This is a genomic window from Leifsonia sp. CL147 (assembly GCF_900114565.1).
Classification (GTDB): domain Bacteria; phylum Actinomycetota; class Actinomycetes; order Actinomycetales; family Microbacteriaceae; genus Leifsonia.
In genome coordinates, this window is sequence record NZ_FOTM01000001.1 from 279,871 (window position 1) to 294,369 (window position 14,499).

General features: G+C 67.5%; 15 protein-coding genes and 3 tRNA genes. 10 read left to right on the forward strand and 8 right to left on the reverse strand.

Annotated features, from left to right (window positions below; all coding sequences use genetic code 11):
- Positions 1 to 18 precede the first annotated feature (18 nt).
- Positions 19 to 1,437 (forward strand): FAD-dependent oxidoreductase, encoded by a 1,419-nt coding sequence (locus tag BM287_RS01435; RefSeq protein ID WP_244527812.1) that lies wholly within the window; start codon positions 19 to 21, stop codon positions 1,435 to 1,437.
- 18 nt (positions 1,438 to 1,455) lie between these two features.
- Complete coding sequence (locus tag BM287_RS01440; RefSeq protein ID WP_090035035.1) at positions 1,456 to 2,451, forward strand: alpha/beta hydrolase; 996 nt, start codon at positions 1,456 to 1,458, stop codon at positions 2,449 to 2,451.
- On the opposite strand, the gene BM287_RS01445 is transcribed toward BM287_RS01440, so the two are convergent.
- On the reverse strand, positions 2,438 to 2,926 hold the full coding sequence (locus BM287_RS01445; RefSeq protein ID WP_090035033.1) for a YajQ family cyclic di-GMP-binding protein: 489 nt from the start codon (positions 2,924 to 2,926) through the stop codon (positions 2,438 to 2,440). The two genes, BM287_RS01440 and BM287_RS01445, sit on opposite strands and share 14 nt — an antisense overlap.
- Positions 2,927 to 3,231: 305 nt before the next feature.
- Between BM287_RS01445 and BM287_RS01450 the strand changes: the two genes are divergently transcribed.
- Positions 3,232 to 4,263 carry a virulence RhuM family protein/type II toxin-antitoxin system death-on-curing family toxin gene (locus tag BM287_RS01450; RefSeq protein WP_170857380.1) on the forward strand — a complete coding sequence of 344 codons (1,032 nt, stop codon included), beginning with the start codon at positions 3,232 to 3,234 and terminating at the stop codon, positions 4,261 to 4,263.
- A 114-nt stretch (positions 4,264 to 4,377) separates the two neighbouring features.
- Here the strand turns inward: BM287_RS01450 and BM287_RS01455 are convergent, their stop codons facing one another.
- Together BM287_RS01455 and BM287_RS01460 are read right to left on the reverse strand one after the other, a co-directional pair.
- A complete protein-coding gene (locus tag BM287_RS01455; protein ID WP_090035026.1) occupies positions 4,378 to 4,821 on the reverse strand; it encodes a nucleotidyltransferase domain-containing protein in 444 nt (147 codons plus the stop codon).
- Between the two features lie 18 nt (positions 4,822 to 4,839).
- The gene (locus BM287_RS01460; RefSeq protein WP_170857364.1) at positions 4,840 to 4,983 is read right to left on the reverse strand and encodes a hypothetical protein; all 144 of its coding nucleotides are present in this window, start codon (positions 4,981 to 4,983) and stop codon (positions 4,840 to 4,842) included.
- Positions 4,984 to 5,147: 164 nt separating this feature from the next.
- Between BM287_RS01460 and BM287_RS01465 the strand changes: the two genes are divergently transcribed.
- On the forward strand, positions 5,148 to 5,498 hold the full coding sequence (locus BM287_RS01465; protein WP_090035021.1) for a helix-turn-helix domain-containing protein: 351 nt from the start codon (positions 5,148 to 5,150) through the stop codon (positions 5,496 to 5,498).
- Between the two features lie 124 nt (positions 5,499 to 5,622).
- A tRNA-Tyr gene (locus tag BM287_RS01470) sits at positions 5,623 to 5,704 on the forward strand.
- Between the two features lie 108 nt (positions 5,705 to 5,812).
- Here the strand turns inward: BM287_RS01470 and BM287_RS01475 are convergent.
- Positions 5,813 to 6,046 carry a hypothetical protein gene (locus tag BM287_RS01475; protein ID WP_139230583.1) on the reverse strand — a complete coding sequence of 78 codons (234 nt, stop codon included), beginning with the start codon at positions 6,044 to 6,046 and terminating at the stop codon, positions 5,813 to 5,815.
- A gap of 21 nt (positions 6,047 to 6,067) precedes the next feature.
- A complete protein-coding gene (locus tag BM287_RS01480; protein ID WP_090035015.1) occupies positions 6,068 to 6,361 on the reverse strand; it encodes a hypothetical protein in 294 nt (97 codons plus the stop codon).
- A 249-nt stretch (positions 6,362 to 6,610) separates the two neighbouring features.
- On the opposite strand from BM287_RS01480, the gene BM287_RS01485 reads away from it, so the two are divergent.
- Both BM287_RS01485 and BM287_RS01490 read left to right on the forward strand, forming a co-directional pair.
- Entirely contained in the window at positions 6,611 to 7,045 is a 435-nt protein-coding gene (locus tag BM287_RS01485) for a hypothetical protein (protein ID WP_139230584.1), read from the forward strand.
- A gap of 351 nt (positions 7,046 to 7,396) precedes the next feature.
- Positions 7,397 to 8,209: an inositol monophosphatase family protein gene (locus tag BM287_RS01490; RefSeq protein WP_090035010.1), complete on the forward strand. Its 813-nt coding sequence runs from the start codon at positions 7,397 to 7,399 to the stop codon at positions 8,207 to 8,209.
- A gap of 22 nt (positions 8,210 to 8,231) precedes the next feature.
- Here the strand turns inward: BM287_RS01490 and BM287_RS01495 are convergent, their stop codons facing one another.
- The 3 genes from BM287_RS01495 to BM287_RS01505 form a co-directional block, all read right to left on the reverse strand.
- Positions 8,232 to 9,998, reverse strand: coding sequence for a glycoside hydrolase family 13 protein (locus BM287_RS01495; protein WP_090035007.1), 1,767 nt, complete (start codon positions 9,996 to 9,998; stop codon positions 8,232 to 8,234).
- Between the two features lie 29 nt (positions 9,999 to 10,027).
- Positions 10,028 to 11,050, reverse strand: coding sequence for a LacI family DNA-binding transcriptional regulator (locus BM287_RS01500; RefSeq protein ID WP_090035003.1), 1,023 nt, complete (start codon positions 11,048 to 11,050; stop codon positions 10,028 to 10,030).
- Between the two features lie 134 nt (positions 11,051 to 11,184).
- Positions 11,185 to 12,027 (reverse strand): pentapeptide repeat-containing protein, encoded by an 843-nt coding sequence (locus BM287_RS01505; RefSeq protein ID WP_090035000.1) that lies wholly within the window; start codon positions 12,025 to 12,027, stop codon positions 11,185 to 11,187.
- 111 nt (positions 12,028 to 12,138) lie between these two features.
- Here BM287_RS01505 and BM287_RS01510 point away from each other — a divergent pair, with 111 nt between their 5' ends.
- The 3 genes from BM287_RS01510 (at position 12,139) to BM287_RS01520 (ending at position 13,450) form a co-directional block, all read left to right on the forward strand.
- A complete protein-coding gene (locus BM287_RS01510) occupies positions 12,139 to 13,095 on the forward strand; it encodes an aldo/keto reductase (RefSeq protein WP_090034997.1) in 957 nt (318 codons plus the stop codon).
- 175 nt (positions 13,096 to 13,270) lie between these two features.
- Positions 13,271 to 13,342: transfer RNA gene (locus BM287_RS01515), tRNA-Thr, on the forward strand.
- 34 nt (positions 13,343 to 13,376) lie between these two features.
- Positions 13,377 to 13,450, forward strand: a tRNA-Met gene (locus tag BM287_RS01520).
- Positions 13,451 to 14,499 lie beyond the last annotated feature (1,049 nt).

Consider the following 14,499-nt stretch of genomic DNA (forward strand, 5'->3'; position numbering starts at 1 on the left):
CCCAGAAGGAATCAACGAATGACCAAACTGCGACTGGCCATCGTCGGCGCCGGGCCGGCGGGGATCTACGCCGCCGACATCCTGCTGAAGGCGGAGCGCGGCTTCGACGTCTCGATCGACCTGTTCGAGCAGCTGCCGGCTCCGTACGGGCTCGTGCGCTACGGAGTCGCCCCCGACCATCCGCGGATCAAGGGTATCGTGACGGCCCTCCGTGAGGTTCTCGACCGCGGTGACATCCGCATCTTCGGGAATGTCGAGTACGGCCGCGACATCACCCTCGACGATCTCAAGCGCCACTACAACGCCGTCATCTTCGCAACGGGAGCCGTCCGCGACGCCGACCTCGAGATCCCCGGTGTCGAGCTCAGGGGCTCGCACGGCGCCGCCGAGTTCGTGAGCTGGTTCGACGGGCATCCGGATGTCCCGCGGACGTGGCCGCTCGAAGCGAAGTCGGTCGCCGTGATCGGCAACGGCAACGTCGCGCTCGACATCTCGCGCATGCTCGCCAAGCACGCCGACGACCTCCTTCCGACCGAGATCCCCGACAACGTCTACGACGGCCTGAAGAGCTCGCCGGTCACCGACGTGCACGTCTTCGGCCGGCGCGGACCTGCGCAGGTGAAGTTCACACCGCTGGAGCTGCGCGAGCTGGGCGAACTGCGTGACGTCGACATGATCCTCCACGACGAGGACTTCGACTACGACGAGCAGTCGAAGGCCGCCGTCGCCAGCAACAAGCAGGTGATGGTGATCGACAGGGTGCTGCAGCAGTGGCGTCAGCGCGAGGTCGGGAAGGCCTCCCGCCGGCTGCACTTCCACTTCTTCGCCAAGCCGCTGGAGGTGGTCGGCGACGAGAACGGGAACGTCCGCGCCTTCCGCTACGAACGGACGGCGTCCGATGGCGCCGGCGGCGTCCGCGGAACCGGCGAGATCCGCGAGCTGGAGATCGACGCGATCTATCGCGCGGTCGGCTATTTCGGCTCCCCGCTGCCGGGCATACCGTTCGACCGCAAGCACGGCGTGATTCCGAATCACGAGGGCCAGGTGCTGCGCAAGGGCGACAACGAGCGCATGTACGGCGTGTACGCGACCGGGTGGATCAAGCGGGGCCCGGTCGGACTCATCGGTCACACCAAGTCGGATGCCATGGAAACGATCAAACATGTCATCAACGATCAAGGAAACTGGTGGGCTCCTGCAGACCCCGACGAGGAATCTGTGGAGAACCTGCTCCGCGAGCGCGGTGTGGAGTACACGACGTTGGACGGCTGGCACAACCTCGACACCCACGAGCAGGCGCTCGGAGCCGAACGCGGCCGGGCCCGCGTCAAGGTCGTCCCCCGGGACGAGATGGTGCGGGTGTCGAACGCGTCCGTCACGGGAGCATCCGCGGGCGCATCCGCAGGAGCGCCCGCAGCAGGCAACGCGGCCGAGTAGCCGGCCGGGCAGGGGGACATGGCGACGACGCAGGCATGGCGACCGGACATCCTGGGTGAGCCGTTCGAACAGCTGACCCTGCCTCTGCGCCCGGACGCCGAGGGCGAGGCCGTCGCCACGCTGGTGCGCTACTCGCCGCATCCCCGGCTGCGGCTCCACCACGGGCCGGCTGCCGATGCCGACGTCCTCTACGTGCACGGCTGGTCGGACTACTTCTTCCAGACGGAGCTGGCGGCCTTCTGGCATGACCAGGGCGCGCGCTTCCACGCGCTCGACCTCCGCAAGTACGGACGCAGCCTCCGTGACGGGCAGACGCCGGGCTTCGTGAACGATCTCACGACCTACGACGAGGACATCCAAGCGGCACTGGAGGCGATGGGCCACGGTGGGCAGGACGCGCCCAAGCGCCGGCTGATCCTGCTCGGCCATTCGACGGGCGGGCTGACGTTGAGCCTGTGGGCCGACCGGAATCCCGGCCGGGCCGACGCGCTCATCCTGAACAGCCCGTGGCTGGAATTCCAGGCGCACTCCGCCGTCCGCGCGGCTCTCACCCCGCTCATCGACCTGCGCGCTCGGCTGGGCCCGAAGGCGACCATGCCGAGTGTCGACCTCGGCTTCTACTCGCGCACCGTCTCCCGCACGATGGACGGCGAGTGGGACTACGACCTGGCCTGGCGTCCGGTGCGCGGGTTCCCCATCCACCCGGCCTGGCTCACGGCCGTCCTCGCCGGCCACGCCCGTGTCGCCGCCGGCCTGCACATCGACGCACCGGTGCTCACGCTGCTTTCGGCACGATCCACTCTGCTGCCGTACTGGACGCCGGAGATGCTGTCGTCCGACGTCGTGCTCGTCGTCCGGGACGTCGCGCAGCGCGCGCTCGCTCTGGCGCCGACCGTCACCGTCTCGTCGGTGAAGGGCGCCGTCCACGACGTGTTCCTCTCGCGCCGGCCCGTGCGAGAGTCCGCATACGGCGCGGTCACGCAGTGGATGCGCGGTTACCTCACCGCAGGTTGACGAACTGCAGCGCGACGTCCAGGTCGGCACCCTTGAGTAGTGCCATGGTCGCCTGAAGGTCGTCGCGGCTCTTCGAGCTCACGCGCAGCTCGTCGCCCTGGATCTGCGCCTTGACGCTCTTGGGCGCCTCGTCGCGGATCAGCTTCGAGATCTTCTTGGCCGCATCCTGCTCGATGCCGTTCTTCAGACCGACCTCGATGCGGAACTCTTTGCCGGATGCGTACGGCTTGCCCTCGTCGAGCGACTTCAGGGTGATGCCGCGCTTGACGAACTTCGACTCGAGCACCTCGAGCACGGCCTTCACGCGCTCCTCGGTGCTGGCCTTGAGCAGGATCTTCTCGCCGCTCCACTTGATGGACGCGCCCACGTTCTTGAAGTCGTAGCGCTGGTCCACCTCTTTGCGGGCCTGATTGACGGCGTTGTCCGCCTCCATCTTGTCGACTTTGCTGACGACGTCGAACGAGGAGTCTGCCATGGAAAATACCCCAATCTACCAGTAAACGCTGATCAGCTGTCAATTCCGCAGGGCTCGTGCTGAACCCGCACTCTGGCAAATCGAGTCTACGGCGATGGGGGTCACGTTTGCTGCGCTTCCGACTGCCCCGGATCCGCTGCCGGGAGTGGCTGGGGCGGGGCCGCCACATTCGCGATGAACCGCGTTGGCATAGCCGGAAGCCCGGGCGTCCGGCGGCCTTCGGGTTCGCCTGGAGTCGTCGTAGGAACGCCGTTTACCACCAGAGAGAATAGATCTGAGCCATTCACAGATCAGAGGCAATGCGCATGAGTAGTCGGCAGCCACGTCGAAAGACGACCGCCAAGTCGAACGGTCAGTCCTTCGGGCCAATGGAGCGTTCTGACCCGCAGATAGAGCCAGCACCGGGCGCCTCTGAGACCGGCATGGAGATCTACTCATCGCCTGATGGTGTGGTGAGTCTTCCGGTGCGTTTCGATGGCGAGACCGTGTGGGCGACACAGTCGCAGATGGCCGAGTTGTTCGGGACAACCCAGCAGAATGTCAGCCTGCATCTGCAGAACGCGATCGACGAGGGTGAGCTCGACCACGAGGCAACTCACAAGGATTTCTTGTCAGTTCGGCGCGAAGGTACCCGGAACGTCCGACGGACCCTAACCCATTACGATCTCGATGCCATCGTCTCCGTTGGCTACAGGGTCCATTCGCCCAGAGGCGTTCACTTTCGCAGATGGGCTACCGGGATCCTCCGAAAACAGATCCTGGACCAGAATGCCGCTCAGCTTTACCGCGCACATCAGGTAGCAGAGTTGCTCGCCACCTCTCACGATGAGCAACTGGCAAGCATAGGCCGGATCATGCAGCGGTACACCGGAGACCTCGACCGCCTTGCCGACTATGACCGAGGGAACCTGGCTATCCCCGCCGAGGAGGTCGTTGCCACCGCACGCATCGACATCCACGACGTCGAACGCATAGTCGGAGAGCTCCGCAGTCGTTACCCGGAAGACGAACGACTCGGCGTAGCGAAAGACGATTCGATTCGCGGAGTCATCGGGCAGATCGACCAGACCTTCATGGGTCAGGACCTTTATGCGAGCGCGCAAGAAAAAGCCGCGAACCTTCTGTACATCCTTGTTAAGGATCACCCTTTCGGCGATGGCAATAAACGCACCGGCGCGGCGTTGTTTGCCTACTTCCTCGACCGAAACGGGATTGAGATCGACAAGGCGATCCCCCGCAACATGCTGACTGCGCTTACTCTCATCGCCGCCGCAAGCGACCCCAGCAAGAAGGACGAGACGGTGGCCCTGATTCGAAGCCTCATCTCGGACGAGTAAGGAAATACGCGCGAGAAGCTGACCCGCATACGGTCAATGGAGTTCATAAGCTCGGCTTCTCAGAGGCTGAGCGTCCATCACAGCAAGCGGACGCATCCTCAGCGCGTGAAGTCCTCATCCACGCGGCCGCCCAGCTGGTCGTAACTCCAGGTCGTGTGCGGACGGCTGTGGACCCCGCAGGAGTCGCGCCTCCGACCACTCCCGGAGCCGCTCGAACTCGGTGCCCGCGCGGAGCACCGTGCCTTCGGTCAGGAGGTAGGGGAGCACGGGATGCACCGATGCGAAGTCCCGTTCCGCCCAACCGCGGTAGCCCTCTTCGGTGTACGCGAAGACGTCGATGCGCTCTCCGTCGCGGTGAGCCACGCGCGCCTCTGCCTGCGTGGAGCCGCTGTCTGCGCGCCGGAGGGTCGGGGCGATCAGAAGGATGTCGATGTCGCTCGTGCTCGTCCGCCGGCCGGTGGACGCGCTACCGCCCAGGACGATCGTCGTGGCGCCCGGGTACTCCCGGTCGCAGAAGCGGGCCGCGAGGAGCGCGGCGTGGGGGTCAGGCGCCGCCATTCGATCCGGGCCCGGAGGTCAGGCCGTCTGCGCCAGCTCGGCGTAGTAGGTGACGTGGCAGCCGTCACCATTGCACTCGACGCAGAGGGTGATGTCCTCACTGTGCTGAGCGGGGTCGGCACCCGTCCCGTCGCACCGTTCGCAAATCTCCAAGGTTCTCATGCCCACGATTGTGCGCCACACCACCGACATCGGCGGAAGGCCGACCGGGGTGTCGCGATCGTGCCGCATCCATTCGGGGCCGCATCCATTCGGGGATTCTGCTCACAGCAGAACCGCCGCAATCGGTAGGCGCGGACGCGCGGCTTCCGACATAGGCTGGCCGCATGCTTCTCAGGCATGCGATCGGCTCGGTGCTCCGCCGGATCAGGACGGAGCGCGGTACGACGCTGCGCCAGCTCTCCGAGTCCTCGCGCGTCTCCGTGCCGTACCTCTCCGAGATCGAGCGCGGTCGCAAGGAGGCCTCTTCCGAGATCCTCGCGGCACTCTGCCGGGTGCTCGGGATGACGGAAGGCGAACTCCTGACACGGGTCGCCGCCGAGTTCGGCAGCGGCCAAGTGCTCAGTCTCGTGCCCGGGCCGGCGGAGGCGCCGGAGGTCCGCACAGCGGTCGAACTGCAGTCCGTCGGCGTGAGCGCGGGCCGCAAGACCTCGGATGTGGTGGCGCTCGCCGCCTGAGCCGACTCGGTTCTGCGAGCAGGGTGGCGCCTGGGCGCCCGCTGATTTCGTCTGCGGACGTGCGCCGAGTATTCTTGTGTGGCGCCTTCGGTCACGAGAACAACCCGTGGTCGGGAGCGCCAATGGCGAGTTACCCAAGCGGCCAAAGGGATCTGACTGTAAATCAGCTGTCATCGACTTCGGGGGTTCGAATCCCTCACTCGCCACCCAGTAAAGCAAAGGGAACTCGAGCCATCGCCGAGTTCCCTTCGCTGTTCCCCTGCCGATTGTGTAAGCGGCGCGCGAATGAGTACCTGTCATGTCGCGCGGTGGTCCTACCTGGACGCCTTGCGCTCGATCAAGTCGGCGGCTCTGTACAGGTCACTCAGTCGCTTCTCGATAATCTCGATCTGCTCCCGCACGTCGAGAGCCATCGTCATACCCCACGCTCTGTAATCGGCGGGGTTCGCTTTGGCTGCGAAGTCTGCGATCTTCCTAAACTTCCGCGCAGCGTGCTCCATCGTTGCCACTGCGTCTAGGAGCCGACGGGTATCCGCGCGAATTGCCATGCACCGCACTCTAACGGTGCGTTAGTGCAAGGCGAGCAAGATGTCACCCGCAAAGCTGAGAACGATCCCGACAGCAATGCGGCGTAGGTCAAGCTTCACCGCTGTAGGTGCATCTCGCATGTCGTTGATAAGGGTTGGAACGAGAACGTCCATATATCCCATGCGCAATGATGCTGGATCATCCATTGGTAGTTCGATCCGCCTGAGCACGTCGCTACGTGCCTTCGCCCGGCGGTAGAGCCCTTGCAGTCCCCACAGCGGGAGCAACGTGCCTGCGACGCGGAGTAGCCACCCAAAGATCATGAATGCGATCATGGTCCGCACTCTATCGGCGGTGGGCGGGGCCATCCCCTTACTTGACTGAGGCGTTGACTACGTCGACGCATGTGTCGCTCGCGTGTAGCCGCCTGCTGCGAAAGCGGCCATATCTTGCGGCAATTCGGCGTTATGCGCCGCAGATTGACCGTCCGTTCGTTGCGGCGGTGCCTGGTAGGCCTCGAATACCTCAATACCGCCCGTCCTGGGGTGTTCCACGGGAGGAGGCAGCACGCTACCATCCGGGGCATGGCACAGGATCCGGGAATGATCTTCGATGATGAAGCGCACACGGTCAGGAGCGGCGTGCCAGACCGTGCCCCTATGAGCAATCCCGCTGGTCTCGCGCTCATTGTGCTTGGCGCGGTCGCTGTCGTCCTCGGCGGCATCCTGTGGGGTGTCGGCGGGAACCAGCTCAAGCATGACCAAGACGTCACCGACCTTACGCATGCCATTGGCCTCGACAACGGAATCAACCTACCCGCGACCAGCTCGGCCGTCGACGCTGACAACGCCATGATCTGGTGGGGAATTGCCCTCGTAATCCTCGGCGTCCTCTTGCTCGTGGCGCGCCTGGTGATCGCAGCGGCGCAACCGAGGACCCAGACTGGACCTGCACATAGGCCTTCCTTGCCCGAACGGAACAGAGAGCGCGGGCACGGCGGCCAGGCTGGGGAAAGGTAGTCATCGGCCGACGCTGCGTCGACGCAGGCGCAAGGAAGACAGGTGTCAGAACTCACTAGCCGCCATAATCCCCTCGCGCTAGCACGACTGCGCACCGAGCGAGAGCCCCGGGCCACCGATTTGGAAGCCCCGCACTCCTCGTATCCCACGGAGTCGGGGCTTTCGTTTTTCCGGAAATTCGCTATCGCTTTGACGGTCGATTTGCCGAGCGGATCGAGCAGGTTTCGAGGCGACGGTTGAGTGCTGTTCCATAAAACGGGGTGTTCCACGACCTGTGGAACACCCGCCAACATGGAACGCTGCTCGACTCCCGCCGCTCTGGTCCCTGGCCGCATCTGCGAGGCTGGGGGCATGACCTCTCACGCTGAACTGCTCGAGATCGCCGCCACTGTCGCCCGCCGCGCCGCAGCCTTCGCCCTGCAGCGCCGGCGCGACGGGGTCGAGATCGCGGCATCGAAGTCGTCGCTCAGCGACATCGTCACCCGAGCCGACCGTGAGACCGAGCAGCTGATCCGGGATGCGCTTTCCGCCGCGCGGCCGCGCGACGGATTCCTGGGCGAGGAGTCCGGCGGCGGGAGCAGCCAGAGCGGACTCACCTGGGTGGTCGATCCCATCGACGGGACGGTCAACTACTTCTACGGCATCCCGACGTGGGCGGTCAGCATCGCCGTGGTCGAGGGCGATGCCGACCCGATGACCTGGCGGACCCTCGCGGGGGCCGTGGTGAACCCCGTCGCCGGGGAGGCGTACACGGCGTACCTCGGGGGAGGGGCGCGCCTCAACGGAGCGCCGCTCCACGTGAACGAAGGAGTGGAGCTGCCACTCGCGCTCGTCGGGACGGGTTTCGGCTACGACGCCGAGGTGCGCCGTCGGCAGGCGTCCTTCCTCGGCGACCTCATCGCGGATGTGCGCGACGTCCGCCGCATCGGCGCGGCGTCGCTCGACCTGTGCAGCGTCGCCGCCGGGCGGCTCGACGCGTACTTCGAGCGCGGCCTCAATCCGTGGGATCACGCGGCCGGCGCGCTCATCGCTTCCGAAGCCGGCGCCCGGGTCGCCGGGATCGGAGGAGGCCCGGCCGGCCGCCGCCTTCTGGTGGCGGCCGCGCCGGACCTCTTCGAACAGCTGCATCCCCGGGTGGAGCGCTTCTACAGCGCCTGGGAGTGACTTCCGCCACCCGGGCCCGGCGTCAGACCAGCCAGACCGTCGTGTCCGTGGGCAGCGTGCGCCCGTCGACCACACCGCTCGCGAGCACGATCTCGCCCTCGGGAAGCGCCACCGGAGCCGTGCCGAAGTTGACCACGACGGTCACCGCTCCGGAGCGGAAGGCGAGGGTGCCGGCGCCCAGATCGATCCACTGCGGGTTCTCGAAGGCCAGGTCGTAGCGGCGGCGCAGCTCGAGCGCATCCTGATACATCGTCAGCGTCGAGCCGGCCACACCCTCCTGCGAGGAGCGGGTGTAGGTGGCCCAGGTCGCGGGCTGGGGCAGCCAGCTCGCCGAGCCGGGGCCGAAGCCGTACGAGGGCTGGGCGCCGTCCCACGGGATCGGGACGCGACAGCCGTCACGCCCGTACCGCTCGCCGTTGGTGCGGAACCACGTCGGGTCCTGCCGGGCGTCGTCCGGGAGGTCGATCGCCTCCGGAAGTCCCAGCTCCTCACCCTGATACAGGTAGGCGGAACCGGGGAGTGCCAGCATGAGGGCGGTCGCCGCGCGGGCGCGGTGGAGGGCGAAGACGGGATCGGGCAGTCCCTTCGTCTTCGGGCCGATGCCGTGGCCCTGGAGGTTCTCGCCGTGCAGGGCCAGACGGGTCGCGTGGCGGACGACGTCGTGGTTGGACAGCACCCAGGTGCTGGGTGCGCCGACGCTGCTGAACGCGGCGATGGAGTCGTCGATCACGCTGCGCAGGGCCGCCGCGTTCCAGGGCGTCTCCAGGTAGGCGAAGTTGAAGGTCTGCTGCATCTCGTCCGGGCGGACCCAGCGGGCCAGCTTGTCCAGCGGCTCCACCCAGGCCTCGCCGCAGAGCACGCGGTCACCCGGGTACTCCTCCAGCACCCGGTGCCAATCGCGGTAGATCTCGTGGACGCCGTCCTGCGCGAAATACGGCGGCGTCGGCGGCTCGGAGGAGGCGTGCGCTGCGATCTCCGGCTCGAGCGGGATGCCGCCGGTCTCGAGAGTCGGCGTGGCGGTCCCGCCCATGCTGCCCGCATGGGCCGGAGGCGTGTAGTCGGGAAGCCCGGCCTCCTTGATCATGCCGTGCGCCACATCCACCCGGAAGCCGTCGACCCCGCGGTCGAGCCAGAAGCGAAGGATGCCGCGGAACTGCTCGCGCACCCACGGGTTCTCCCAGTCGAAGTCCGGCTGCGACTTGTCGAAGAGGTGCAGATACCACTGGCCGGGGCGGCCGTCGGCCTCGGTGACACGCTCCCAGGCGGGGCCTCCGAAGATCGACTCCCAGTTGTTCGGCGGAAGCTCGCCGTTCGCGCCCGTACCATCACGGAAGAGGTAGCGCGCGCGCTCGGCACTGCCGGGACCGGCGGCCAGCGCCTCCTGGAACCAGACGTGGTCGCTGGAGGAGTGGTTGGGGACGATGTCGATGATCACGCGGAGCCCGAGGCCGTGCGCGGTCTCCAGCATCGCGTCGAAGTCGTCCAGCGTCCCGAAGAGCGGGTCGATGTCGCAGTAATCCGAGACGTCGTAGCCCGCATCGCGCTGGGGCGACCGCTGGAACGGTGACAGCCACACCGCATCCACGCCGAGTGCGCGGAGGGCGGGGAGGCGGTGGGTGATGCCGGGCAGGTCGCCGATGCCGTCGCCGTCCGCGTCGGCGAAGGAGCGGGGATAGACCTGGTAGATGACGGCCGAGCGCCACCATTCGCGGCCGGGGCCGGAGGGAGCGACGTCGGACCGGATGGGCGAGGAGCTGGGGACGGGGGATGTTGCGGCGATGGGGGTCACCTCGTATTCGTAACGGTTTCGGACGGGGGTCAGGGGGAGGGAGCAGTGCTAAAGCGCACGATCAGGTCGGCGCGGGCCGTGTGACCGACCGGCTCGGGAGGGGCGACGACGCCGTTCCGGCGCGGCTCCAGCGCGGCGAGCAAGAGGGTGGCCGCCTGCTCACCCTGCCGGCCGGGATGCTGCGCCACGGTGCTGAGGCCGAAGAACTCGGCGAGCGGGTGGTCGTCGATGCCGATCACGGAGAGGTCCTCCGGCACGCGCAGACCGAGGTCCCGGGCGGCCAGGATGGCGCCGATCGCCATCTCGTCGGAGGCGGCGAAGACGGCCGTCGGGCGATCGGGCGCGTCCAGCAGCTGCTTCGCCGCATCGTAGCCACCCGGGATGGTGAAGTCGGACGCCCGGTGCAGAGCCTCGTCGACCGGCAGGCCGGCGTCGCGGACAGCCTGTTCGTAGCCGAGCCGGCGATTCGTCGGGATGTGGAATTCCAGGTCGAACTCGTGCGAGCCGCCGATGTGGGCGATCCGCCGGTGGCCGAGGGAGATGAGGTGCTCCGTGGCCAGGCGGGCGACCGCGACATCGTCGAGCCTGAGCGTGCTGACGCCGGGCAACGGCCCGCCCACGCCGACGAGGGGCTTGCCGATCCCGAGGAGGCTGCCCACCTCGGCTTCGGAGAGCTTCAGGCAGATGGCGAACACCGCATCCACTCGGTTGCGGAGCAGGTGGTGCTCGAACACCCGCCGCCGTTCCTCGCCGTCACCGTTGAGGTTGTAGAGGGTGAGGTCGTATCCCCGGCGGAGCAGGACCCGCTGGGCGCCCTCGATCACCGAGGTGAAGAACCAGCGGTCGAGCCGCGGGACGACCGCTCCGATGTTGCGCGTGCGACCGGACGCGAGGCCGGAGGCGTTGGAGGACACGACGTACCCGAGCTCGGAGGCCGACTGGATGACGCGGGCCCTGGTCGTCTCGGACACCGGCCCGTTGCCGCTGAGCGCACGGGAGACGGTCGCGGTGGAGACGCCGGCATGGCGCGCGACATCGTCGATGCCCGGCATCCCACCTCCTGAGCTGCAGTGCGCTGGCGGCGCACGTTCCGCCGATGCCCGGGATGTTACCGTGCACAGTTGGGGAGTATAGCGAGTCCGGTGGAAGCGTTTGCAGAGTGTGACTCCCCGCGACGGCCGGGCGATCAGCCCCAGTGCGACGGACGGCTGAGCGTCAGCGGGAGCCGGGTGGCAGCATCCCCGGTCGCGGAATTCACCTGGACCTGGGTGAGGTAGATCGCGTCGCGGAGGTCTGCGCCGTCGAGGCGGGCGCCGCGGAGATCGGCGCCGATCAGCTCGGCGCGGGAGAGGTCGGCGTCGCGCAGGTCGGCTCCGAGGAGGAGCGCGCCGCGCAGCTCAGCGCCGCGCAGGTCCGCACCCCGGAGGTCTGCGCCGACGAGGTCCGCGCCCGGGCGCAGCCGCGAACGGGCGGCGTGCCGGGGGCCCGCGCCGATCGGACCGGACTCACGCGCCAGTCGTGCGGCGTCGCGCAGGAGCAGGGCGGCCGCCCCCCGGAGCTCCTCGAGGCCGGTCTCGCCGATCGTGACAGCGGCCGCTTCCGTGACGGACCGGACCTCCGAGCGCGCCCGGCGGAGGGCGGGATGGAGGGACGCGGCCGCGGGCAGCGCCAGCGCATCCTCGAGGTACCAGAGCAGTTCGTGCAGCTGACGCATCACCGGGAAGACGGCGAACATCGAGGCGCGGATCTCCGCCCCATCCCGCCAGCTCGCTCCCGCGAACGTGTGCTGGGTCACCTGCTGACCGGCGCCGAAGCAGTCGAAGACCGTGCAGCCGGCGAACCCGCTGTCGCGGAGCCGGGGGTGGATGCTGCAGCGGTCGTCGCCGTCGAGGTTCACGCACGGATCGCCGGCCGGCTTGTCGAACGCGAAGTCGGCGGAGCGGGCGAATGCCAAGGCCACGCAGCACAGGCCGACGCACTGGGAGCAGTCCGCCCGCAGGTCGTGACGGGAGTCGTCGACGGAGATCACCCGTCCACAGTACGTGCTCGACGTCGTCTCTCCACAGCTTCGAGGACCGCAGGAATAGGGCTCGGTCGACCGCGTTAGCGTGAAGCAGGAACAACAACGAAGGAGACCAGAATGACCGCACCGCGTCGCACCATCGGCTCGTCCGAGCTCGAGGTCTATCCGCTCTCGCTCGGGGGCAACGTGTTCGGCTGGACGGCCGACCGCGAGACCTCGTTCGACGTCCTCGACGGGTACACCGCTGCCGGAGGAGACTTCGTCGACACGGCCGACGGCTATTCGGCCTGGGTGCCCGGAAACACGGGTGGCGACTCGGAGCGGATCCTGGGCGAGTGGTTCGAGGCGCGCGGCAACCGCGACCAGGTCGTCCTCGCCACGAAGGTGAGCCAGCACCCCGAGTTCCGGGGGCTCGCGGCCGACAACATCCGCCGCGCCGCCGACGCCTCGCTCGAGCGTCTGCGGTCGGACTACATCGACCTGTACTACGCGCACTTCGACGACGAGACGGTTCCCTTGGAAGAGACCGTCGGTGCCTTGTCGGCCTTGGTGGATGCGGGCAAGGTCCGGTACATCGCCATCTCGAACTATTCTCCGGAGCGGATCGACGAGTGGTTCCGCATCACCGAGCGCGAGGGCTTTCACCGCGCGGTCGCGCTGCAGCCCCACTACAACCTCGTCGAGCGCGCCTACGAGACGACGTATCGACCCATCGCCGAGCGCGAAGGCCTCGGAGTCATGCCCTACTTCGCACTGGCTGCGGGCTTCCTGACCGGCAAGTACCGCGACGGCGTGACCGTGGACAGCCCCCGTGCCGGCGGCGCCGCGAAGTACCTGGACGAGACCGGCCGCACGGTCTTGGCGACGCTCGACGACGTCGCCGCGGCGCACAGCGCATCCGTCGCCTCCGTCGCGCTCGCCTGGCTGGCCGCTCAGCCGACGATCACCGCTCCGATCGCCAGTGCTCGCACGCGCGAGCAGCTCTCCGACCTCCTCGCGTCGGTCGAGCTGGAGCTGTCGGATGCCGATCTCGACACCCTTGCGGACGCTTCGGAGGCCGCCGCGGCGGCCTGAGGCCGGGCGGGGCCGGGCCAGGCCGGGCCGGCGGGGCCGGGCGGGGCCGGGCCGGGTATCGTCGATCGTCGGCTCCCGTCCGCGGCCGCTCCGAGATGGTTCGGGGCGGCCCGTCGTGGATGGTATCCTCATACGGTTGCCGAAATCGTCCTGCCCTCGTGCAGGCGTCGGCTGCGCCCCCTTAGCTCATTGGTAGAGCACTTCCTTGGTAAGGAAGAGGTAGTGGGTCCGATTCCCACAGGGGGCTCCGTCTCCCCGCCGCTACGGCGACGGGAGGCCGCGGCGGGGTAGCTCAGGTGGTTAGAGCACACGGCTCATAATCGTGGTGTCGCGGGTTCGAGTCCCGCCCTCGCTACATTGGTTGAAAGCACGGGAACGGCGGCTGATGATCAGCCGCCGTTTCGTCGTCTCGGGTTAGGCGCCGCTTCGGCTTATAGGCCAAAAAGAGTGGATGGTGTGGGCGTGTCGGCTGTGGCCGGCCCAGCCTGATCGTGTCCAGAAGCCTTCTTCGGGGTTGAGGCCGGTGTCGTAGAGGGCTGGGCCGATGGGTTCGTCGTTGGCGCTGGTTGGTGGTGCTGGTTGTGGGATGTGGGCGTGCTTGTGGGCGTGGTCGGTAGTGATCTCGTGGAGGAGCGGGAACCATGTAGACGGCGTTCTCGGCGACCATGAGCCGCGTTCGGAACGTGTCGAGCTGACCGCGCCGGCAGGAGTGTGTGCGGCGGTTGGGAACGTATGCGGTTGCGCGCGCGACCGCAAACGTTCCGAAAGGGTGCATACGCCGTTCGCCCCCGGGCATGGTTGCGCGCGCGACCGCATACGTTCCGAAAGGGCGCATTCGCCGTTCGCGCCGGGCGCCGCCGTCCGCCCAGGGGCGCCGGTCGGTGCGTCGGTCGGCTGACGCGAGAGCCGCGATGATCGCGTTCGTCGCGGATCAGCTCGAGTAAGCCTCCTCCTATGACGGGGCCAAGGTGCCGCCGATGCCCAGGATGGCGCCCCAGATATGAAGAGCCGGCGGGAATCCTCTTCTCGGCGAGAGCACGCCGATCATAGCGATCCGCGACGATCGCCACGCAGAGGTTCGACGGGCGGCGCAGACGTTCATCCACGGCGCCGTCGACGAATGACGTCGACGGAACCTCGCATTTGCAATGCCACGGGCTTCCGCCTGGTCACGGTCGACCAGGCGGCCGGCTTCAACATGACCCCAAAAACTGCGCACTTCCGGCAAATCGCGCGTGGTTCCCCGGCGTTCCCAAGGCACGACTAGAGCATACGGCTCACAATCGTGGTGTCGCGGGCTCGAGTCCCGCCCTCGCTACATGGCTTGAAATCGCGAACCGTGGCTTCCTCGCGGACGAGGTCATTCACGCTACGTGAAGGGTGCGCAGTCCTGATACTTGCTAG